Source organism: Novosphingobium kalidii (genome assembly GCF_040534015.1).
In the GTDB taxonomy this organism is placed as follows: Bacteria; Pseudomonadota; Alphaproteobacteria; order Sphingomonadales; family Sphingomonadaceae; genus Novosphingobium; species Novosphingobium kalidii.
The window spans coordinates 235,415-256,071 of record NZ_JBEWLY010000007.1; the positions used below are offsets into that span (position 1 = coordinate 235,415).

The following is a 20,657-nucleotide window of genomic DNA, read 5'->3' on the forward strand; positions in this document are numbered from 1 at the left end:
GTATGGCGCGCGGGCATGAGGTACCTTCGCCAGATCCTGCTAAGCTGCCGGTGGCGTGCTCTCTTGCTCATCGCAATGGCGTTGTTGGTGAAGGCGGTGGTTCCCGCAGGCTACATGCTCGGCTCCGATACCCAGGTGCTGACCGTCTCGATCTGCGCCGATACCAGCGGAGCCCATCTCACGCGTGAGATCATTGTTCCGCGTCAGCAGACGCCGGAAGATCGCGGAACCCAGCACGCGAAGAGCGTCGTTTGCCCATATTCCGCGTTGGGAATGGCCGGCACTGGCGGAGCGGACCCGATCCTGCTGGCGCTGGCGCTCGCGTTCATTCTGGCGGTGGGTTTTGCACCGCTCGTTGCTCCGGAACTGGCAGCGCGCGCTTACTTGCGTCCACCGCTGCGTGGACCACCCCTCCGCGCCTGAACTGCGGCCGTGAGGCTGCTGCCTCAGTAGATACGCGCTTCGGCAAGGCCGGAACGCCATGTTCAGGACGAACAATCCCATGAAGAGTTCACTCACTGCGCTCGCTTTCGCGAGCCTTGTTTCCACGCCTGCATTCGCCGACAGTGCAGGGGATCAGACGATTATCGTGACCGGCCGCGCCAGCGCCGATGCCGCCGAGGAGCGCGTGCGCGCGACGCCCGGTGGAGCAGACCTGGTCAGCTACGAAGACTATGCCGACAAGACCGTGGTTTCCCTTCGCGATACGCTGGCCTTCTCGCCCGGCGTCTACACGCAGCCGCGCTATGGCCAGGAGGTTCGCATCTCCATACGCGGCTCCGGGCTGTCGCGCGGGTTCCATATGCGCGGGATCACGCTGCTGCAGGACGGCGTGTCCATCAACCTTGCCGACGACAACGGCGACTTTCAGGAACTCGAACCGATCTTCTTCGATCATCTGGAGGTCTATCGCGGCGCCAATGCGCTTCGCTTCGGATCGGGCACACTCGGCGGCGCGATCAATGGCGTGACGCCCACCGGCGCGAGCGCCAAGGGCATCTATGCGAGGCTGGACGGCGGCTCGTTCGATTTGCTGCGGGGCTTGGTGTCCGCCGGCTTTGGCGACGAAAACGCTAGCGCGTGGGGCGCGATCAGCGCCGATACGCACGACGGCGATCGGGAACACGCGAAGCGTCATTCGCTGCGTGTTCATCTCAACATCCAGGCCAAGTTGTCCGATGCCGTGACGACTCGCTTCTACGGCAGCGCCAACCACATCGCTCAGGAGCTACCGGGCGCACTGACAGAGGATGTGGCGCTGTCCCGCCCCCGAACCGGAAGTAGTTTGGGCGATCAGCACCGCGACGTAGACTCGATCCGGCTGCAGAATCGCACTCGCGTCGACTTCGGGAACACCACCCTGGAGCTGGGCGCTTTCGTGAACTCCAAGGACCTTTTTCACCCCATCTTTCAGGTCATCGATCAAAAGTCGGAGGATTACGGCGGCTTCGGACGGCTGGAACATGAGGCCGGCCCCCTGTCCCTCACGATCGGGGGAGAAATCCGGCGGGGCAGCACACGCGCGCGGCAGTATTTGAATGTGAACGGCAAGCGCGGTGCGTTGACATTCGATGCGGATCAGGATGCGCGCACTGCCAGCATCTATGGCGAGGTCCGGCTCAGTCCATCGAGTCAGCTGACGCTGATTGCCGGCGGGATCTACGCGGATGGCTTTCGCAAACGGCAGGTGAACTTCTCCGTGAACCCGACGCAGGATGGGCGCATTCACTTCGATCAGTTCTCGCCCAAGTTCGGGCTGCTGTTCGAGCCTGCGCCCGACATCCAGTTCTACGGCAATTACAGCCGATCCGCAGAATTCCCGGGCTTCGGAGAGGTTTTCCAGACAGTATCCGGCGTCAGCACTTTCATCGGGCAAATCCGCCCTCAGACGGCATGGACCGCCGAGGTCGGGACGCGTGGCAATTTGGGCCGCGTGAGTTGGGACGTCTCGCTCTATTGCGCGAAGCTGAAGGGCGAACTGCTGCAGTACAACGTGAATGTGAACGGCGGCATTCCGGCAACGACCTTCAACGCAGATCGCACGCTTCACCAAGGCGTCGAAGCGGGACTGACGGTACAAGCGGCCGATTGGCTGCGGCTGCGACAGATGTGGCAGTACTCGGATTTTCGCTTCCGCGGCGATGCCGACTTCGGTGACAACCGCTTGCCCGTCGTACCCCGGCACGTGCTGCGAAGCGAAGCCCGCATCGGCAGCGACAGGCTGCATATCGCGCCGAGCGTTGAGTGGGTGCCGCAAGGCCCATGGGCAGATTACAAGAACACATATCGGGCGCATGGCTACGCTCTTCTCGGCGTCACCGCTGGGGCAACCGTCGCCGAGGGATTCGATGTCTTCCTGGACGCGCGTAACCTGACGGCGACGAAGGCGATCGGCGATGTCTCGGCCGTTCTGGAGGCCACGTCGAACTCGGCAATCTACTATCCGGTGGAACGACGCGCCGTCTATGGCGGCGTTCGCGCGCGGTTCTGATCTGGGGGAAGGGCGGATGCTGGAGCGTCCGCCCTCATTCGTGGGAACCGATGCGGCTCCATGTTCGTTGGAGAATGGAAACAAAACAAGAACTAACGGAGTGACCATGTCCAACCAGCTGCACAATCCCAAACTCGATGAGCACCCGGCCTCCAACGCCGAGAAGGACCCGGACGACTGGGTCTCGGGCGATGAGCCGATGACCGGAGCGCAGGCATCCTATCTCACCACCCTGTGCGAGGAAGCCAAGGTTGAGCCGCCCTCAGGCGATCTGACCAAGGCGGACGCATCGAAGATGATCGACGAGCTGAAGGCAAAGCTCGGACGCGAGTGACCTGGCCGCTCAGCGACAGGATCCCTTGGGGCAGGCCTTATCGACGAGAGTGCCGGGGGTGAGCATTTGGGGCAGTTTCTCCGGCTGGCCGCGTGCGGGATACCACATGTAAAGTGGTACGCCTGCCGCTCCTTGCCAGGTCAGGTAGCGGGTGATCTCGGGATCGCGGCGCGTCCAGTCGCCCCGTAGTACGGTGACTCCCGCCTGCTCGAAGGCACGCCGGGTCTCCTCACGCTCAATCGCGACTTCCTCGTTCACCTTGCAGGTCAGGCACCAATCCGCCGTGAACCACGCGAATACCGGCTTTCCCGACGCGCGTGCCTGCGCCAGAGCGGCTTCGCTGAAGGGCTGGGGATCGAGCAGGCTTTCGGAGGCGGCGGCGCGGTCGCGCTCTGTGAGCGGAAGAGCGACGAGCGCGATAACGCCGAGGATGGCGAGCCCTACGGCGGTCGGGCGAATCGCAGGACGGCCACGCCGCTGGCGATGCCCCGCGACACTCAGCAGCCCCACCAGCAGAGCCGCCAATGCTATCGATGCGATTGCAAACCAAGGGCCTGCGATGCGTGTCGCCAACCATGCAAGCGCCAGCGCGGTCAGGCCCATCGGCAGGGCCATCCAGCGGCGAAACGTGTTCATCCAGGCGCCAGGGCGGGGCATGCGCCTGCGAAGTGCGGGGATGAAGGCGATGGCAAGAAACGGCAGCGCGATCCCCAAACCAAGCGTCGCGAAGAGCCCGAGCGCCGGCACGACCGGCAGTAGCAGGGCCGCTCCCATCGCCGTCGCCATGAAGGGGCCGGTGCAGGGCGTCGCTACAAAGGCAGCGAGCAGCCCGGTGGCGAAGGCACCTTGTGGCGAGCCGTCGCTGGCGAAGCCCGGGACGCCGAACTCAAACACGCCAAGTAGATTGGCCGTAATCGCGCAGGCCAGTAGCAGCAGGACAGCGACGACGCTCGGCTCTTGCAGTTGGAAGGCCCAGCCGACTTGTTCGCCCGCCGCGCGGAAGCCCAGCAGCATCGCTCCGAGGCCAAGGCAAGCCAGGACCACCCCTGCAGTGTAGGCGAGGCCTTCGGTGCGTGCCTGGGCTTCACTCTCGCCGGCACGGGCAAGGCTCAGCGCTTTCAGGCTCAGGATCGGGAAGACGCAGGGCATGACGTTGAGCAGCAGGCCGCCCACAAGCGCGCCGAGCAACAGCAGCGGCAGCGCCGACGGAGCAGATGCGATCTCGGTCGCCAGCGGTGTGCCGCCAGCGGGAATGGCACCCGGCTTGGCAAAGAAAGCGATGCCGTTGCCTTCCGCGTCCAGCCGCAGCACCGCTTCAACGCGATCAGGCGAGGCAGGCGCGAAGCGCGCGCGTGGAATGGTGACGAGGAGCATGTCGCCCTCGCGAGAGAACACTTGCGGCGCCGCGTAGTCGACGACCTTGTCCTGCGCCACGAACAGGTGCGGCTGGGCAAGCGAAGCGGAAGCCGGCAGGGGGATAGCAAAGCGGGCACTGTCATCATTCAACGCGAACGTCGCTTCCGACCCCAGAGGTGCGGGTAGGCGTCGAGCCCACTGCTCGAACGCCTGAGTGGTGCGCGGGTCGCTCGCCCCGATCGTCATTGTCGTGGCGAGTTCGGCGCTCTCAGGCACGCAGATCTCGTCGGTACAGGCCAGCCATTGCGCCTTCACGCGAACTGGAAGGCGAGTCCCTGCTGTTGCGCCCGAAGGTGGCGTGAACGGCACTAGAACTGCGTACTCGCTTTCGTACACGTGGTTCATCAGGCCTGAGATCAGGAGCGTGTCAGGAACAGGATAGCGCGGCTGCCCGACCTCGGCTCCGGCGGGCAAGGACCAATCCAGCTGCATGCCGAGGCCCGCGTCCCCCGGATTCTGCCAGTAGCCATGCCAGCCGGGCTCCGGCCGCATTCTCAAAGCGAGTTGGGTTTCACCGTCTGCCGTGATGGCGGGACTGGCGACCAGTTCCGCCGCGATGTGGTTGGGTGCGGCCGCTGCCGGGAACGCCAACAGCAAAGCGCAGGCATGCCATAAGGCCGCAATAAGGAGGCGATAGCGGCGCAAGTTCATCGCATCAGTGTCTGTTCTGGCCTTTGCGGACGGCTCTTGCGCATCAAGGGCAATACGGTCATCGACGCCTCTGCGCCTTCTGCAAGGACAATTCAAGGAATCCAACATGCGTCCCGCGCACTTAGCATTCACATCGGTTGCCAGCATCTTTTGTCTGCCTCTTGCCGTGCCCGCCGCTGCTCAGGCTGCAGGCCACAGCGCGCAGACGGCGCCGGTTGCCGCAGCGGCCCCGGCCACCCCGGCGACCCCAGCGGATAAGCCCGAGTTGATACTGGCCATCTCGGTCGACCAGTTCTCCGCAGACTTGTTTTCGCAGTACCGCCAGCACTTCACCGGCGGCCTCGCGCGGCTGACCACAGGCGCGGTCTTCCCGCAGGGTTTCCAATCGCACGCGGCCACCGAGACTTGCCCGGGGCACTCCACGCTGCTCACGGGAGCCCATCCGTCGCGCACCGGTATTATTGCGAACAACTGGTACGACCCGAGCGTTGACCGCGTGGTCTACTGCGCGGAGGACGAGCGCGATCCCGAAAGCTCTGCGAAGGCGCCTGTCGTCTCGAACTTGCACCTCAACGTGCCGACGCTTGGCGATCTGATGAAGAAGGCCAACCCTGCCGCCATGAACGTTGCCGTGTCCGGCAAGGATCGAGCCGCAGTGATGATGAGCGGCCACGACGCTGACGCTGCCTACTGGTGGCTCGGCAACGGTTTCGCGACGTACAAGGGGCGTCCGCTCTCAGCCGCTGCGAGCGCGCAGAACGCCGCGACGCGCAGCCTGATCGAGGGCGGGGCTCCAGCATTGCAGGCGCCGCAATGGTGCGAGAACGTGGCGCGCGCCGTACCGATCAAGAACTTCACCATCGGTACGGAACGCTTCCCGCTCAAAGCAGGCGACTTCAAGAGCTTCGGCCGCACTCCCCGCGTCGATGCTGCGACCGGCGAATTGGCGGTCCGGTTGGTGGACGAGATGGGTTTAGGCCAGGACGAGAACACCGACGTGTTGTCGGTCAGCTTCTCGGCGACGGACTACGTAGGGCACGCCTATGGCCACCAGGGTGTCGAAATGTGCATCCAGTTGGCTCAGCTCGATGCGTCCATCGGCAAGTTGCTGGAGGCGCTGGACGAACGCGGGATCGATTATGTCGCGGTTCTCACGGCCGATCATGGCGGTATTGATGCCCCCGAGCGCCTGCAGCTTCAGGGTTATCCATCGGCGCAGCGTATCGATCCGGCGCTCTCGTCAGAGGCTTTGTCCGCTGTCGCATCCAAGGATACCGGCATAACGGCGGCCTCGGGGCAGTTGCTCTATGGCGGTGGCTCTTCCGGGGACATTTGGCTGGCCCCCGGGCTCTCGGCCAAGCAGCAGAAGAAGGTGGTTGAGGCGCTGCTCAAGCGGCTTGCCGCGCACCCTCAGGTCGAAGCCGCTTATACAGCCGATACCTTGGCCAAAGTTTCACCGCCGACTGGCAATCCGCAGGACTGGACGCTGATACAGCGCGTGCGGGCATCGTTCGATCCAGAGCGGTCCGGACAAGTCCTGGTGATGACCAAGCGCGGGGTCGTGCCGGGAGATCCGCAGCCCGGCTATACCGCGACTCATGGTAGCCCTTGGGACTATGACCGGCGCGTGCCGATCCTGTTCTGGCGCAAGGGCATGGCTGGTTTCGAGCAGCCGAACCCGGTCCAGACAGTGGACATCGCGCCGACGCTCGCCGCCACGGTCGGCCTTGAGCAGCCGGTGGGGACGTGGGACGGTCAGTGTCTCGACATCGACGGCTCTCAGGCCGATACATGCAGGCGATGAATCAACAACCAGAGTCGAACACAGCTGCGGCCTCGCGCCGCGACCTCGTCATCGTCGGGGGTGGCCTTGTCGGCATGACGCTGGCGCTGGCTGCGGCGCGGCAGGGGATCACCAGCCACGTTGTCGATCGCGCCGACCCCGCCGAGTTGACGGCAGAGGGCGCTGATGGGCGCGCCTCGGCCGTTTCGACAGCGAGCTGGAACCTATTCAACAATATTGGCCTTGCCGAAAGGCTTGAACATCTGGGCTGCCCGATCGAGTCGATCGCGGTGACCGATGGCATGAAGCCGGGACGGATCGATTTCCGGCCGGAGCCCGAAGAGGGTTCGCTCGGCCGGATGTTCGCCAATCGTGACTTGCGCCTGGCCTTGTTTGAGGCGGCGCGGGAAGAGCCTGCGATCGCCTGGCATACGCGCGCCGAAGTGACGAGCCGCGATCGGGATGTGCACGGCGTATCCGTGGAACTGGGTGATGGTCGCAGATTGTCGGGCAGCCTGCTGGTGGCAGCCGAGGGGCGCCAGTCGCCCACTCGCGACGAAGCGGGAGTGACGTTCGCCAAGTGGGATTACCGCCACAATGCGATGGTGACCGGCCTGACGCATGAGAAGCCGCACGATGGTGTCGCCTGGGAAATCTTCTACCCCGACGGTCCCTTCGCGCTATTGCCGCTGCTGGACACGCCGGAAGGTCAGCATCGCTCTGCCCTCGTCTGGACGGTTGCGCAGAAGGATGCCGCGGCAATCTCCAAGTTGCCCGATGCGATCTTCCTCAATGAAGTGGCGGCGCGAATGCACGGTGTCTTCGGTGCGATCGAACTGGCTGCGCCGCGCATGTCCTATCCCCTACGCTTCCACCATGCCAGCAAGGTGGTCGAGGATCGCCTGGTGGTGGTTGGCGATGCAGCGCACGGCATGCACCCGATCGCGGGTCAGGGCCTCAATCTCGGCCTGCGTGACGTAGGCGCCCTTGTGGAAGTGCTCGTCGAGGGTATGCGCTTGGGGCTGGAGCCCGGCGATGCGCAGCTTCTGGCCCGTTACGAGAGGTGGCGCAGCCTGGATGCATTCATGGTGATGTCGGTGACGGATGGGCTGAACCGCTTGTTCGGCATTCCGGGGCGCCTGCCGTCCGCCGCGCGGCGGCTCGGGATGGGCGCCGTACAGCGCCTTCCTCTGCTGAAACGCTTCTTCATGGACGAAGCGCGCGGCGTGTCCGGGCGGCTTCCGGCGCTCTTGCAGGAAGTCTGAAGGTCAGGCCCCCGGCGAGGATGACGGCGCAGGGAGCGTCGCATCCCCTGCTTCTGCGGGCGTCGATAGCGGACTTGGCTGTTGCACGTCCTTGCCCGTGCCGTCTTTTAGGCGGCGCGGCTCGAGCATGGCGGTGGTCTCTATGAGATCGAGCGCCCGCTGCACGTTCTGAAACCGGCGGGCGTCCGCAATCCAGTTGTTGGCCAGCTCAGCACCCGGCAAGCGTTCTACTTCGTCGATCGCGGCCCCCATGCGGCGTGCGGTCAACATCAGGCGCGCTCGCTCGATCCGTGCCGCCGGTGCCACCAACGTGGGGGAATCACGCCGTACGACGAACAGGCTGGACAGTTCCTGGCGGGTGCGCTGCCACCAGCTGAGGTCCTGTGAATTGTTCGTCAAATCCGGCGCCAGTGCCTCGAGACGGGCGCTCAACTGGTCGAGCGTGACTGGCCGCCGTGCAAACTCGGTGATCGTTGCCACCGCGCGCGGCTGCGCGTCTGCGAAACGCAGGCGCAACTGGTCGGCGACGTAACCAAGTGGCTCTCCGCGCTCGATCATGCGACGCGCGGCGTTGGCGATCAGCAGACCTTCCGCTCGTGCAGCATTCCCCGAGGCGGCGTCGGCCTGGAAATCGAGCCGGGAGAAACGATCCTCCAGCAGCGCCAACCGGGTTTCCAGCGAAGTGACGGCTGCGCGGGAACTGGCAGAGCCCTCGGTACGCTCGTTCTCGTCGGCGGGCGGTGTCGCGACACCGGCATCTGCTTGTGCTGGCGTCGTTCGCGCCGGCAGGAGGCGCTCGAAATCGCCGTGCCACACCAAGGCACCAAGGCTGGCGGCTCCAAGCAGGAAGGCGGCCAGCCCCACGATAACGTATCCGCCGACTCTCGTACGAGGGCGCGGCGGTATGGCCATGGTCGAGAAGTCGTCTTGCATTGAGCCTTTCACGGGCAAGTCATTAGGCCCAGCGTGCGTCTTGGCACATCTCGCGAGCCAAGGCCAGAAGCGCTGCGTCGCTGGGCTGAGCGGCCACCTGCAACGCGGCCCATCCCTGTCCGCCAAGGGGCGCGACACGGGGACCTATCACGGCGAGGGCGATGCGTGCGCGATCAATCCCGGCCTCGGTGCAGATGGTGTCCAAGTGGGCTGCTGCTTCACCGGAGTGAAGCAGCACAACCGCAGGGCTCTGCAGCTTTTGCGCAAAAGCGTTGTCCATCGGCACGGCAACGCTATCGTAGACTACGCGGGTGTCTATCATCGCGCCTGGCGGAAGCGCCAGCGGCACGTGCGAGACACCAGCGAGGCGCAGGAGGCGGCGATGCTCGGGCGCAAGGGCACTCAGGACTTGTTGCAGGCCGCCGGTGCCGACTTGCGCGACCGGGAATCCCGCTGCCTGTGCCGCTTCAGCGGTAGCCCGACCTACGCAGTAGGCAGGAAGGCCGCGCAAGCCATCCAGCCCCGCCCCGCCTTGACGGATCGCGTTGGCGCTGCCGAGCAGGACAGCATCCACGCTCTGCCGCGGGGGTGGCGTCCATGCGACCGGCCGGATCGTGAAGATCGGATGAGCTTGCGCTTCCATTCCCATCGCCCGCGCCGCCTGCAAGGTGGAGGAAGCGCCAGGCTCAGGACGCACGATGATGAGAGGTATCATCGGGGAGTTGTCTAGGATGCGGAGAAATGCACCGCGATCGCAGGCACAGCTCGGGTGAGGAGATCGCTTGCGAGTTGCGCGGGAGCATCGAGGTCGCCCGGCGTGAACGTCATTTCGCCGTCGACTCGCTCTGCGCCATCGGGGCTGAACAATGCGACACTCATCACCAGCTTGCCGCCTTCCATCCGCGTCAGCACTGCGATCGGGCTGTGGCAGTTTCCGCCCAGCGCCGCCAACAACGCTCGCTCGGCCAGTACCGCATCGCGGCTGGACGAATCGTCTACGGCCTGCAGGAAAGCGCGCGTGCGTTCATCCTCGGCGCGACATTCGATGAGAATGGCGCCCTGGCCGGGCGCGGGCAGCCAGTCCTGTGCATCGAGGGGATGGCCGGTGCCGGTCTCGCCCAAGCGGTTCAGGCCAGCGAGCGCGAGGAATGTCGCGTCCGCCTCTCCAGCAGCCAACTTGGCGAGGCGAGTCGCGACGTTACCGCGGAAGGTGATGACGCGGCAGTCGGGCCGAGCGTGGAGAAGCTGTGCCGCTCGTCGCGGTGCGCTGGTGCCGATGACGGCGCCTCGCGGCAGGGCGGTGATAGTGGCGGCGCCAATCAGCACGTCGCGCACATCCTCACGCGGGAGGATGGCGCCGATGGCGATTTCCTCTGGCCGGATGGTCTCGACGTCCTTGGCCGAGTGCACGGCAAAGTCGATCTCACCGGCCAGGAGCCATGCGTCGAGCTCTTTTGTCCACAGTGCCTTGCCGCCGATTTCCGCAAGAGGACGGTCCTGCATGCGATCGCCGCTGGCGGTGACCGGCACGATCTCTATATGCGCGGCTTCGATGCCGTGCGCTGTCGCCAAACGCGCGCGCGCTTCCTCCGCTTGTGCCATGGCGAGAGGGGAGCGGCGAGTGCCGAGGCGGAAGTGAGGAGTGCTTGGTGAGCTCATGGACGAAATGTGCTACCCCGCATTGACGGTGAGGGAAAGGTGGACCTGAAGGGAATGCCCAGCGGTATGAGCGGGACGAGGACGGTTCTCGGTATCGAGAGTTCGTGCGACGAGACGGCCGCCGCGCTCGTCACGGACGGACGCGTCATCCTGGCGCAGCGCATCGCTTCGCAGGATGAGGCGCACCGGCCCTATGGCGGCGTTGTGCCCGAAATCGCCGCACGCGCGCATGCCGAACGACTGACGCCGCTGATCGAGGCAACTCTCAGTGACGCCGGTATGACCTTGGCCGACGTCGACGCAATTGCCGCGACGGCAGGACCGGGCCTTATCGGGGGAGTCATGGTCGGGCTCGTCACCGCTAAGGCGCTGGCAATGGCGAGCGAGAAGCCGCTCATCGCGATCAACCATCTTGAGGGTCATGCGCTCTCACCTCGCCTTGGCGACGCCTCGCTCACCTTTCCGTATCTGCTGCTGCTGGTTTCCGGCGGGCATTGCCAGTTGTTGCTGGTTGAGGGTGTCGGCGCCTACCGCCGGCTCGCGACCACAATCGACGACGCATTGGGAGAGGCGTTCGACAAGACGGCCAAGCTGCTCGGCCTCGGCTATCCCGGCGGTCCGGCGGTGGAGCGCTTGGCGCGCGAGGGCGATGCGCGCAAGGTGGCGCTGCCGCGTCCGCTGGTCGGCAGCAAAGAGCCGCATTTCTCGTTCGCTGGCCTCAAGAGCGCGGTGATGCGGGCCAAGCAGGCCATGGCTGCTGGTGCCGACTATACCGACGCTGACATTGCAGCATCATTCCAGCGAGCGGCCATCGACTGCCTGGCAGATCGCACACGAGGGGCGCTGCTAAGCGCTGGACCGGTGACGGCGCTCGTCGTCGCCGGTGGCGTCGCCGCAAATGAGGCGATCCGCACAGCGCTGGAAGCTCTCGCTGCGGCGCACGGTCTGCCCTTCGTCGCACCGCCGCTGCGGCTGTGCACTGATAATGCGGCGATGATCGCGTGGGCAGGGGTGGAGCGGCTCGGCCAGTCTGACCCCCTCGACACTCCGGCGCGCCCGCGCTGGCCACTCGACCCTCAAGCGGAAGCCGTGCGCGGTGCGGGAGTGAAGGCGTGAGCGGACCTGGAGCAAAGATCGGCGTCGTCGGCGCGGGTGCCTGGGGCACGGCTCTGGCGCAAGCCCTCGCCAGTGATGGCACCGAGGTGCTTCTGTGGGCGCGCGAGGCCGAACTCGTACGCGAGATCAACGAGCGGCGGCGAAACAGCCCGTATCTGCCAAGCGCCGCGCTGGCCGATACCATCCACGCCACGGCTGACCTGGCGCGTCTGGCGGCGCTGCCGGTGCTGCTGATCGTGGTTCCCGCCCAATTCCTGGCGGGCGTGCTCGAACAACTCCCCACAGGGGAGCGCGACCTTGTACTCTGTGCCAAGGGCATCGAGGCAGGCACTGGCCGGCTCATGGCGCAAGTCGCTGGCGATGCTGATCGACATGCGCGGCTGGCGGTGCTGTCAGGGCCCACGTTCGCCCACGAGGTTGCGGCGGGCCTTCCCACCGCAGTGACGCTCGCCTGCTCGGGAGCAACCGAACAGTGGGAGCGTCTCAAGCCGCTCATAGCGCGTCCGGCGCTGCGGCCCTATTACTCCGACGACGTGATCGGGGCCGAAATCGGAGGGGCGGTCAAGAACGTGCTGGCGATAGCGTGCGGCGTGGTGGAGGGGATGAACCTCGGTCAGAACGCTCGCGCTGCGGTGATTGCGCGGGGCTATGCCGAAATGCTCCGGTTCGGCCTCGCACGCGGTGCCCGTGCAGAGACTTTGTCTGGCCTGTGCGGACTGGGGGATCTGGTGCTGACGTGCTCCTCCACCTCGAGCCGGAATTTTTCGCTTGGTTTGTCGCTCGGGCAGGGTCTTACCGCAGCCGAGGCGCTTTCGGGCAAGAGCAGCGTCGCGGAAGGCGCTGCGACCGCGCCGGTCCTCGCCAAGCTTGCCGCGCGCGCAGGCGTGGCGATGCCGATCGTGGAAGGCGTATGCCAGCTGCTGTCCGGTGAGAGCCCGGCGAGTACTGTAGTCACGGCAATTCTCTCGCGCCCGCTCAAGGCCGAACTCGAGGGTCATGAGCAGGCACAGGGACTCGGCGCTTGAACGACTCTCCGTCGCGCGAAGACCAGCGCTCGCAGGAAGACATCGCCGCTATCGCCCGAGGTGGGCGGACGAACCTGTTCGGCTTCTTCCTGCGTCTTGCCGCGCGCATCCCGTTCCTGTTCATCGCTGGGCGGGCGCCGGGCTATGGTCCTGCGGCTCTCGGCGTCTTCGCATCGGCGCTGGTGCTGATCGAGCTCACGGCGATGATCTGCACCCTGGGTGAGAAGCGAGGGCTGGCGCAGCGGCTTTCCGAATCCGACGAGCACCCTGCGAACGTGATCGCGGATGGCTCGCTGATCGCGTTGCTGGCCTCCAGTGTGATGGCGCTGGTCTTCTGGTTCTTTCCGGCGCCGCTTTTTCCTGCCGGGGACTTTACCCAGATCGACCGGATGATGGTCTTCGCGATCCCGCCGCTGGCGCTGACCGAGATATGGCTTGCCGCACTGGCTTACCGTTTCGATGTCGGCGCAACTGTGCGAGCGCGTGCGATCGTGGAGCCTTGGACGATTTCCATCGTCGCCGGAGTCATGGCGCTACTGGCGCCCACCAGCGGTCTGGCCGTTGCGTACCTGGCTTCGGTCTATGCCGCTGCAATTGCAGCTCTCATTCCTTTCCTGCGCGCCTATGGCCGGCCACGTGACTGGCGCCCGTCGCTGGGTAGCATGGGCAAGCTCACCTTGCGCAGTCTTCCGATTGCAACGGCGGACGCTATCGAGTGGGGCACGCGCCGGCTCGACATCTTCATCCTTGGCCTTTTCGCGCCTCCGGTGGCGGTGGGCGTATATTACGTCGCCCAGCAAATCGCGAGTTTGCCGCAAAAGCTGAAAACCAGCTTCGAGCCCATCCTGGGACCAGTCATCACGCGCAACCTCAAGACACGCGATTACGCGGCTATTGCCCGGCAGGTGCGGCAGGTCGGCTTCTGGATACTGGCGGCACAGCTTGGCGTGGCCTTGGCGCTGGGGATTCCGGGCGAGGGCGTGATGGGCCTGGTCGGGCCACAGTTCGTCGGCGGCACCGGTGCGCTCGCTTTCCTGCTGACAGCCGAGGTCGTCGCGGCGACGGCTGTCGTGAGCGAAGCGGCGCTGATTTACGTAGCCCGCATACGCAATCTGATCGTGTCCATTGCCACGATGGTGCTGCAGGGGCTGCTCACTATCGGCGGCATCCTGCTCATGCAGCGGCTTGGGTACGACGAACTGTATCAGGCTGCGGCGGCTGCGGCGGCACTCGCGCTTGCGCTCGGTTTCGCCTCGTTCGCCAAGTCCTGGCTCCTCGCCAGCATGGTGAGCGAGGCTATCAACAATTGGCGGTGGACACTGGTGTGGGCCATCGTACCGGCGGTGATCGTCGGCTGGGCCGCGACCAAGCTGCCGGAGTGGGCTGAACTCGCATTCGGCATTCCCGCGATACTCGCCGTCTACTTCGGGGTCCTCTGGTGGAAAGCTTTCCGGCCGGAAGACCGGGTGCTGTTCCAGAAGGTGAAATCGGCGCCTTGAAGGCACGGAGGCACGCTGGCGCTCAGCAGAGCCGACTTGACTGGCAAACATGTCCAGACAAGGGAATGCGCTATGGCCGAAACGGGGGCGGATCGATGCCGCTCGTGGCTGAACTCGGCATTCTGATCTAACGGAAGGAACAAACCTTGGTGCAGATGATCGAAGCCAACTGGCTGATCTTCGTCGCCGTGCTGGTGATCGCCCTCATCATCGCATGGTGGCTCTTCGGTCGCGCAGCAAAGCCCAGCGTGCGCAAACGGCGGCCCGACGTACTCGATGAGGGCGCCTCTCCCGCACAGCGCAACCAGGCGCTGATCGATGCGCCACCCGCTGCTGCCGTCCCGCCCCCCGCGGTGACACCGCCGGCTGCGGCTGGACTGATGGCGGGCATTGGCGAGGTGGTCGTCCCGGCTGCTCGCGATGAAGTCGCAGCGGCCAAAGAGGAAGAAGCTTCTGCAGAGGCGTCTCCGCCAGAGGTCACCACAAGTGAAGCGCCAAGCGCCCCGACCTCGCCTGCGGAAGCCCCTGTGGAAGCGCCTTTGGCGGCGGCGGGAGAGCCGGATGACTTGCGCCGCATCAAGGGAATAGGTCCTAAGCTGTTGACCACGCTGCACGCGCTTGGCGTCAACCGATTTGAGCATATCGCTAGCTGGACTGACGCCGATCTCGACGCGCTCGACAACAAGCTGGGGGCGTTCGCAGGCCGCCCGCGCCGCGATTCCTGGGTGGAGCAGGCGCGCCTGCTTTCCAGCGGCGATACCGCTGCCTACGAGGCGAAATTCGGAAAACTATAGGCAGGCAGCGCGGCGGAGAAGACTCTCCGCCGCTCCTGCAGCATCTGCTGCCGTTCGGCCGCTTCAAGCATTATGCCGCCAACGATACGGGCAACTTGGAAGCGGGCGAAGCCGGGGCACGGCCGGCCCAGCGCTTCCAAGGTTGCCGGCACCTTGCTCGAGGCTTTGGAAGGGTGAGTCAGCGATAATCTCCGTCGCGCTCTAACCTGCTTTGGAGGAGTGGCGGGAACTTCGCCTCCGGTCGCACGCTCTCACGTGCCCACCCGACGCCATCGCGATCACGAACATCCAGGAGCCAAGATGCCGATAAGGGCCGTTTTCTTCGATATCGATGGCACGCTCGTCGACAGCAACGACTATCATGTGTCTGCCTGGAAGGAAGCGTTCGCCAGCGAAGGGTTTCATTTCGATCGGGCGGCGATACACAGCCAGATCGGCAAGGGCGGCGATATGCTGATCCCCAGCCTTCTGCCGGACGCCGACGAGGCACTGCGGACGCGGCTCCAGCAGATGCATGGCGAGATTTTCAAAGGTCAATTTTTGGAGCGCGTAAAGCCATTTCCGCAGGCACGAGAACTTCTCGCACGGACAGGCGAAGCGGGTAAGCGCGTCTTACTGGCGTCCTCAGCTCACGAGGGTGAACTTGAGCACTACCAGGATCTTCTCGATGCACGTGAACTGGTGGCTGCGTCCACCAGTGCGGATGACGTCGAGCATACGAAACCAGCGCCGGACATCTTTGCCGCTGCGCTCAAGAAGGTGGCGCCGCTCGGTCCTGATGAGGTGATCGTCGTGGGCGACACTCCATACGACATCGAGGCCGCGAGCCAGTGCGGAATCGCGGCTATCGGGCTGCTGTCCGGTGGTTTTCCCGAGGAGGCGTTGCGCAAGTCAGGCGCGATTGCAGTGTATGAAGACGTCGCGGCACTGCTGGGCGATTTTGGGGGCTCGCCGTTGGGGCGCTAAGCGTCCTATAGGCGGCCGCATATATTCGCACTTCCCGCGAAGTGGGATCATGCACCTAATAGCGCATCAAGGATAAGCTCATGACTGACACGAACCTGGTTGAGATCGCGGACGCTAAGGGCCTGTTCGCGCCAGAGGTGATCTGGGTCCATCACTGGACGCCCAGCCTGTTCAGTTTCCGGGTGACGCGGCCGCAGAGTTTTCGCTTCGCATCGGGCGAGTTTATCATGATTGGCCTGCCGAACGCCGATGGACGCCCCCTGATGCGGGCCTACTCGATCGCGAGCCCAAGCTGGGAGGACCATCTAGAGTTCTTCTCGGTCAAAGTACCCGACGGTGCACTGACCTCTCGGCTGCAGCATCTGGAGGTAGGCGACCGGATACTCCTTGGTCGCAAACCGACGGGAACGCTCGTCGTGGATGCATTGCAGCCCGGTGAGCGGTTGATCATGGTGGGGACAGGGACAGGGCTCGCTCCCTTCCTTTCCGTGCTTCGCGATCCCGCTACGCACGAGCGTTTCGATCACATCGTGGTAAGCCACACCGTTCGCCAGCAGGAGGAACTCGCCTATCGCGAGTTCCTGGAGGATGAGATCCGTAACGACGAGATCTTCGGCGAGTTGCTTCGCGACCGCTTCGTCTACTACCCCACCGTGACGCGCGGCGATTTTCATCGGAAGGGTCGCATCACCGACCGCATCCGGGAAGGACTGTTCCGGCAGGATCTGGGCCTGACGATCGAGGCGCGTCAGACTTCACGCTTCATGATCTGCGGCTCGATCGCGTTCAACAAGGAGATGGTCGAGATCCTCACCGGTTGGGGACTGGAGGAGGGCACCCAGTCCAATCCTGGTCACTTCGTCGTGGAGCGGGCGTTCGTCGGCTGATCTGAGCTAGCCATTCCACGGCAAGCCCTGCCTCATTGGAACGCGCGCAAGTCTTCGCTCACGCCCAGCTGTCGGCACAAAGAAAGCTGGGCGTGAGCGCTTCCGATCGGGATCTTCGCACAAGGCCCTGAGCACAGGGGCTGTGCTTGCCTAGTTGTTTGCCGCCGGTCGTCAGTCGAGCATTACTGCGCGCAGACGGTCGAGATCCTGATCGGTCAGTCCCAGTTCCTTGCGAAGGTACCCTTCCGAACCTCCGTATTCCCGGTCGATGTGCGTGAAGAACTGCGCAAGGTGTGACGCGCCCGCAGGCGTATAGAGCGGCTCAGCCTCCAGGCGCCCTTCCTTCGCTTTGGCCAGGTAATACTGTACGATCGGGTTGTTCGGATAAGCCTTGGGATCCACCTTGGGCATCTCCCACTCCGGCTGGCGCAGCCGCGTCGAGAGGTGGTAATCCTTAAGGATCGTCTCGCGATCTACGCCCAGCGTATCGTAGAGCAGCGCGGTCGCGATGCCTGTGCGGTCCTGTCCGGCCGAGCAGTGGTACACCACCGCACCTTCGTCTGCGATCAGGCGCTTGAACAGCGATCGAAACTGCGGGGCCAGCAGCTTCTCCATGCCGCTGTACATGTTTTCGCCGTCTCCGCCGGCCATCTTCGCCATGAGCGGCCTAAGCGAGTAATCATTGGTGATGAACAGCGCGCCGGTACGATCGTCGAGAAGGTCCGGAGCGACCTCACGCTCATCCAGAGAGCGCAAGTCGACAACGCTGCCGAGTGCCAACTCCGTGACGAGCGCGTAGTCAGCCTCGCTGAGTAGCGGCATGGCGCCGGAGCGGAACGCCTTGCCCCAGCGCACCGTATGACCTTCCTTCGTGACGTAGCCCCCCACATCGCGGAAGTTGCTGCCCTGTTCGAGCGGCAAAACGCGCTCGGCGACGACCGTGTCTTTGCCGTCGAAGCCTCGTATGATGACGTAGCGCCGCTCGCTTGCGGGGATCGCGAGCGTGACTTTGCCATCCGTGCTCGGGGTGGCGATGCGCTGGTCGCCAGCGTCGATCTGCGTGTCCGCGCTGATCCAGATCGATTGCGGCTTCAGCCTATCGGTGTCGAGTTCCACGGTTTTAGCGTCGAGGCGCGTCACCGTGGCCGCTTCAAGTGCGAGAGCGGGGGTGCCGGCAAGGCCGAGCAAGCCAGCAAGAATAGTCCGATAGCTTTTATGCATCATTGTTTCTCTCCCAGATCAGTAGCTGAAGCGGACGCCGAACAGATATCGTGAGCCGACCTGCTCCACCTCGGTAGGGCGAGCCATTGTTCCGTCGTAGGCGATATACTTTTCGTTGGTCAGGTTCGCGAGGTCGGCAAAGAGGGTGAACTGCTCGGTCAGGGCATAGCGAAGCGAGACATCGACGTTTTCGTAGCCCTTGCGGTATTCGCCGCTCCCGAGTCCCCCCAGAGTATCCAGCCAGTCCGAGCGCCACTGATAGCTTACGCGCGCCGAGACCCCGTATTTCTCGTAGAAGAGCGACGCATTGGCGACCGTGTCCGACATTCCCTGGAAGGCGATGTTCTGCTGGGTCGGCGTGTCGAAGCTGCCCTCTAGCAGCGTCAGGTTGCCCTGAAATCCGAAGCCGGAAAGTGCGCCGGGCAGAAAGTCGAACTGCTTGAGCAGGTTGAACTCGACGCCGTACAGCTTTCCGCTGTCGCCGTTATAAGTGCCCGAGAGCAGATAGCGGGAACGATCCACTCCGCCGAAGTCATAGAAGTCCGAGCCGACGGCGATCTGGCTTTGGTAGAATACGTTGTCGACCCAGCGATAGAATCCCGCGATCGCCACAAGGCCATTGCCCGGCAGGTAGTATTCCACGCTCGCATCGGCGCCCCAGGTGTACTCGGGCTTGAGTGCGGGGTTGCCGCCACCGATCGTGCCGGGACTCGAGGTGTCGTTGATTGCAGCGCCGACGCGGATAGCGCCGAACGCCGGACGAGAGATGCCACGCTGGCCGGCCAGGCGCAGCACCACGTCGTCGGTCGCGGCATACTTGATGTTGAGGCTTGGGAAAAAGTCGGTCTTGCTGGTCTCGTATGCCAAAGGCGTGAAAACGCTTTCGACACGAACCGTGCCGCGATTGTCCATCCTGTAGTGCTCTACCCGCACACCGCCGACTGCCGTGAGCGGGCCGCTCTCGACCTTTGCCATGACATAACCGGCAAGCGTCTTTTCGTACTGCGCGTAGCGGTCCGTTGGTCCGACATCGTTGTTGCTGTTGTAGAGACCCGCAGCCGCGAGCTTCTCCAGCAAACTGTCGATGTCCCGGCGCATTGCGCGATTGTCGACGTAGTTGAAGGTCACGCCAGCGGGGAAGCCAGTGTCCCACGGCTCGCTGGTCACGTAGCTGTTGATGTCGAACGGCTGCCCGACTCCTGCGCCGAGTGCGCCTACCGGCACGACATTGGTAAAGGCGAAATTGGTGCCGTCGATCTCGCGGTCTGAATAGAGGCCGCCCGCAGAAAGCGTGAGAGCGCCAAGGTTCTTGGCGACATCGAGCTTGGCGGTGTACGTATCCGAGACCGTCTCCTGCCGTCCCGCGATAACATAAGCACGTGCCGCGTCGAGGCTCGCCTGATTGAGGCTGCCGTTCGCCAGTGTGACGATGGGAAACCGCGGGTCGCTATTGTCGTATGTGAGGGAGAGCGCGTTCGCAGGGCTCGTCGTGCCTTGGACCAGCGGCAGGTAGGTAGAGTTATCGATGCGGGCGTAGTTCATCTTGAACGAGGCAGTGAACCCGTCGTCACCTTCGTAATCGCCGCCGATCGTGCCGATGTAATTGCGGTTGCGGTACTCACCGTAGTTGAAACTGCCGCGCAGGGGCACATCGGTGAGTTCGCCCGCCTCCAGTGTGCGAGTGCCCCTTGCCTTCGGGCTGGCGAGCTGAAACTCGTACTGGTTGCGCTGCTCATCATCGTTGAACTCAGAGAAGATGGCTTTTGCGTAGATGCGCTGGCCTTCCTGAGGCTGGTACTCGACTCCGGCGAACAGGCCATTGCTCCAGCGCTCGATCTGGTACTGGCGGATGTCGAACTCAGTCGGACCGCTGGCATCGTAAGCGCCGACCTCCCGATTGTCGGTCAACTGCTTGCGGCGATAGTGCGAGCCTCCCAAAACGAAGCCGAAGGCATCGTTGGACCAAGAGAGCCGCAAAGATCCCTGCCGCTGCTCGCCACCGCCCAAGTCCATGAAGCCATAGCCCACATCGCCAGAGACATGCAGACCGCGCTGTTCCATCGGCGAGTAGGTCTGGAGGTCGATCGTGGCGACCACCGCATCGGCCTGGAGGTTCGAAGTCAGCGACTTATTGACGACCATCTGTGAGAGCAGCACGGCAGGAATGGCATCGAAACGGAAGGCGCGCGTATCGCCGCCTTCGTCAACGCCGATCACAGGGATGCCGTCGATGTTTACCGAGGTCCAGCGGTTGGGCGCGCCGCGTACCTGAATGTACCGCTCCTGCCCTTGGTCGCGCTGCACTGCCACCGCGGGCAAGCGCGAGAGCGCAGCAGCGGCGTTCTGGTCGGGGAAACGGCCGACAGCGTCTGCGGCCGCAATGTCGCTCAGGTTGTCGGCGCGGCGCTTCGCAGCAATCGAGTCCTGCTGGGCTGACACTATCGATCCGGTCACGACAATGGCATCGGCGTCATTTCCCGCCTCTGCGGAAGCGACCGCAACCGTCTCTTGCGCAAGGGCGACGGATGATTGGAAAGCCAAAGCCGCAATGGCGACGGCGATACCGCTCGACTGGAGAAGGAAAGGATTCGGCTTCATGAATTTGCCCCGCTTGGAT

General features: G+C 64.2%; 17 protein-coding genes. 11 read left to right on the plus strand and 6 right to left on the minus strand.

Features of this window, described 5'->3' with window-relative positions; genetic code table 11:
* The first annotated feature begins 15 nt into the window (after nucleotides 1–15).
* The 3 genes from ABVV53_RS02985 to ABVV53_RS02995 all read left to right on the plus strand — a co-directional run bounded on the left by ABVV53_RS02985 (nucleotide 16) and on the right by ABVV53_RS02995 (nucleotide 2,825).
* Nucleotides 16–423, plus strand: a complete 408-nt coding sequence (locus ABVV53_RS02985; protein WP_353982837.1) for a DUF2946 family protein — start codon at nucleotides 16–18, stop codon at nucleotides 421–423.
* A 79-nt stretch (nucleotides 424–502) separates the two neighbouring features.
* A complete protein-coding gene (locus ABVV53_RS02990) occupies nucleotides 503–2,491 on the plus strand; it encodes a TonB-dependent receptor family protein (protein ID WP_353982838.1) in 1,989 nt (662 codons plus the stop codon).
* Between the two features lie 106 nt (nucleotides 2,492–2,597).
* Nucleotides 2,598–2,825 (plus strand): DUF3072 domain-containing protein, encoded by a 228-nt coding sequence (locus ABVV53_RS02995; RefSeq protein ID WP_353982839.1) that lies wholly within the window; start codon nucleotides 2,598–2,600, stop codon nucleotides 2,823–2,825.
* 9 nt (nucleotides 2,826–2,834) lie between these two features.
* On the opposite strand, the gene ABVV53_RS03000 is transcribed toward ABVV53_RS02995, so the two are convergent.
* Nucleotides 2,835–4,892, minus strand: a complete 2,058-nt coding sequence (locus ABVV53_RS03000) for a protein-disulfide reductase DsbD family protein (RefSeq protein ID WP_353982840.1) — start codon at nucleotides 4,890–4,892, stop codon at nucleotides 2,835–2,837.
* Between the two features lie 106 nt (nucleotides 4,893–4,998).
* On the opposite strand from ABVV53_RS03000, the gene ABVV53_RS03005 reads away from it, so the two are divergent.
* Both ABVV53_RS03005 and ABVV53_RS03010 read left to right on the plus strand, forming a co-directional pair.
* The gene (locus ABVV53_RS03005) at nucleotides 4,999–6,696 is read left to right on the plus strand and encodes an alkaline phosphatase family protein (RefSeq protein ID WP_353982841.1); all 1,698 of its coding nucleotides are present in this window, start codon (nucleotides 4,999–5,001) and stop codon (nucleotides 6,694–6,696) included.
* Entirely contained in the window at nucleotides 6,693–7,940 is a 1,248-nt protein-coding gene (locus ABVV53_RS03010) for a UbiH/UbiF/VisC/COQ6 family ubiquinone biosynthesis hydroxylase (protein WP_353982842.1), read from the plus strand. The genes ABVV53_RS03005 and ABVV53_RS03010 overlap by 4 nt, the downstream gene beginning before the upstream one ends.
* 3 nt (nucleotides 7,941–7,943) lie before the next feature.
* Here the strand turns inward: ABVV53_RS03010 and ABVV53_RS03015 are convergent, their stop codons facing one another.
* Genes ABVV53_RS03015 through hemC form a run of 3 tightly spaced genes read right to left on the minus strand, consistent with a single transcriptional unit; the run spans nucleotide 7,944 to nucleotide 10,532 of the window.
* A complete protein-coding gene (locus ABVV53_RS03015) occupies nucleotides 7,944–8,885 on the minus strand; it encodes a hypothetical protein (RefSeq protein ID WP_353982843.1) in 942 nt (313 codons plus the stop codon).
* Between the two features lie 10 nt (nucleotides 8,886–8,895).
* A complete protein-coding gene (locus tag ABVV53_RS03020) occupies nucleotides 8,896–9,588 on the minus strand; it encodes a uroporphyrinogen-III synthase (protein ID WP_353982844.1) in 693 nt (230 codons plus the stop codon).
* A gap of 11 nt (nucleotides 9,589–9,599) precedes the next feature.
* The gene (gene hemC, locus ABVV53_RS03025; protein ID WP_353982845.1) at nucleotides 9,600–10,532 is read right to left on the minus strand and encodes a hydroxymethylbilane synthase; all 933 of its coding nucleotides are present in this window, start codon (nucleotides 10,530–10,532) and stop codon (nucleotides 9,600–9,602) included.
* 66 nt (nucleotides 10,533–10,598) lie between these two features.
* On the opposite strand from hemC, the gene tsaD reads away from it, so the two are divergent.
* From tsaD to ABVV53_RS03055, 6 genes are all read left to right on the plus strand, one after another.
* On the plus strand, nucleotides 10,599–11,648 hold the full coding sequence (gene tsaD / locus ABVV53_RS03030; RefSeq protein ID WP_353982846.1) for a tRNA (adenosine(37)-N6)-threonylcarbamoyltransferase complex transferase subunit TsaD: 1,050 nt from the start codon (nucleotides 10,599–10,601) through the stop codon (nucleotides 11,646–11,648).
* Nucleotides 11,645–12,673 (plus strand): NAD(P)H-dependent glycerol-3-phosphate dehydrogenase, encoded by a 1,029-nt coding sequence (locus ABVV53_RS03035; protein ID WP_353982847.1) that lies wholly within the window; start codon nucleotides 11,645–11,647, stop codon nucleotides 12,671–12,673. The genes tsaD and ABVV53_RS03035 overlap by 4 nt, the downstream gene beginning before the upstream one ends.
* A complete protein-coding gene (locus ABVV53_RS03040) occupies nucleotides 12,670–14,172 on the plus strand; it encodes a lipopolysaccharide biosynthesis protein (RefSeq protein WP_353982848.1) in 1,503 nt (500 codons plus the stop codon). Before ABVV53_RS03035 ends, ABVV53_RS03040 begins: the two co-directional genes overlap by 4 nt.
* Before the next feature lie 155 nt (nucleotides 14,173–14,327).
* Entirely contained in the window at nucleotides 14,328–14,966 is a 639-nt protein-coding gene (locus ABVV53_RS03045; RefSeq protein WP_353982883.1) for a hypothetical protein, read from the plus strand.
* Nucleotides 14,967–15,266: 300 nt separating this feature from the next.
* A complete protein-coding gene (locus ABVV53_RS03050; protein WP_353982849.1) occupies nucleotides 15,267–15,932 on the plus strand; it encodes an HAD family hydrolase in 666 nt (221 codons plus the stop codon).
* Between the two features lie 80 nt (nucleotides 15,933–16,012).
* Nucleotides 16,013–16,819 (plus strand): ferredoxin--NADP reductase, encoded by an 807-nt coding sequence (locus ABVV53_RS03055; protein ID WP_353982850.1) that lies wholly within the window; start codon nucleotides 16,013–16,015, stop codon nucleotides 16,817–16,819.
* A 171-nt stretch (nucleotides 16,820–16,990) separates the two neighbouring features.
* On the opposite strand, the gene ABVV53_RS03060 is transcribed toward ABVV53_RS03055, so the two are convergent.
* Complete coding sequence (locus tag ABVV53_RS03060; protein WP_353982851.1) at nucleotides 16,991–18,043, minus strand: tyrosine-protein phosphatase; 1,053 nt, start codon at nucleotides 18,041–18,043, stop codon at nucleotides 16,991–16,993.
* Between the two features lie 15 nt (nucleotides 18,044–18,058).
* Complete coding sequence (locus ABVV53_RS03065; RefSeq protein WP_353982852.1) at nucleotides 18,059–20,638, minus strand: TonB-dependent receptor; 2,580 nt, start codon at nucleotides 20,636–20,638, stop codon at nucleotides 18,059–18,061.
* Nucleotides 20,639–20,657 lie beyond the last annotated feature (19 nt).

Excerpts from the sequence above, each read along its gene's own strand:
- ABVV53_RS03055 (WP_353982850.1), top strand. The coding sequence starts at position 16,013 with ATGACTGACACGAACCTGGTTGAGATCGCGGACGCTAAGGGCCTGTTC.
- ABVV53_RS03045 (WP_353982883.1), top strand. The coding sequence starts at position 14,328 with ATGATCGAAGCCAACTGGCTGATCTTCGTCGCCGTGCTGGTGATCGCC.
- ABVV53_RS02990 (WP_353982838.1), top strand. The coding sequence starts at position 503 with ATGAAGAGTTCACTCACTGCGCTCGCTTTCGCGAGCCTTGTTTCCACG.
- ABVV53_RS02995 (WP_353982839.1), top strand. The coding sequence starts at position 2,598 with ATGTCCAACCAGCTGCACAATCCCAAACTCGATGAGCACCCGGCCTCC.
- ABVV53_RS03060 (WP_353982851.1), bottom strand. The coding sequence starts at position 18,043 with ATGATGCATAAAAGCTATCGGACTATTCTTGCTGGCTTGCTCGGCCTT.
- ABVV53_RS03020 (WP_353982844.1), bottom strand. The coding sequence starts at position 9,588 with ATGATACCTCTCATCATCGTGCGTCCTGAGCCTGGCGCTTCCTCCACC.
- tsaD (WP_353982846.1), top strand. The coding sequence starts at position 10,599 with ATGAGCGGGACGAGGACGGTTCTCGGTATCGAGAGTTCGTGCGACGAG.
- ABVV53_RS03005 (WP_353982841.1), top strand. The coding sequence starts at position 4,999 with ATGCGTCCCGCGCACTTAGCATTCACATCGGTTGCCAGCATCTTTTGT.
- ABVV53_RS03010 (WP_353982842.1), top strand. The coding sequence starts at position 6,693 with ATGAATCAACAACCAGAGTCGAACACAGCTGCGGCCTCGCGCCGCGAC.
- ABVV53_RS02985 (WP_353982837.1), top strand. The coding sequence starts at position 16 with ATGAGGTACCTTCGCCAGATCCTGCTAAGCTGCCGGTGGCGTGCTCTC.
- hemC (WP_353982845.1), bottom strand. The coding sequence starts at position 10,532 with ATGAGCTCACCAAGCACTCCTCACTTCCGCCTCGGCACTCGCCGCTCC.
- ABVV53_RS03050 (WP_353982849.1), top strand. The coding sequence starts at position 15,267 with ATGCCGATAAGGGCCGTTTTCTTCGATATCGATGGCACGCTCGTCGAC.
- ABVV53_RS03065 (WP_353982852.1), bottom strand. The coding sequence starts at position 20,638 with ATGAAGCCGAATCCTTTCCTTCTCCAGTCGAGCGGTATCGCCGTCGCC.
- ABVV53_RS03000 (WP_353982840.1), bottom strand. The coding sequence starts at position 4,892 with ATGAACTTGCGCCGCTATCGCCTCCTTATTGCGGCCTTATGGCATGCC.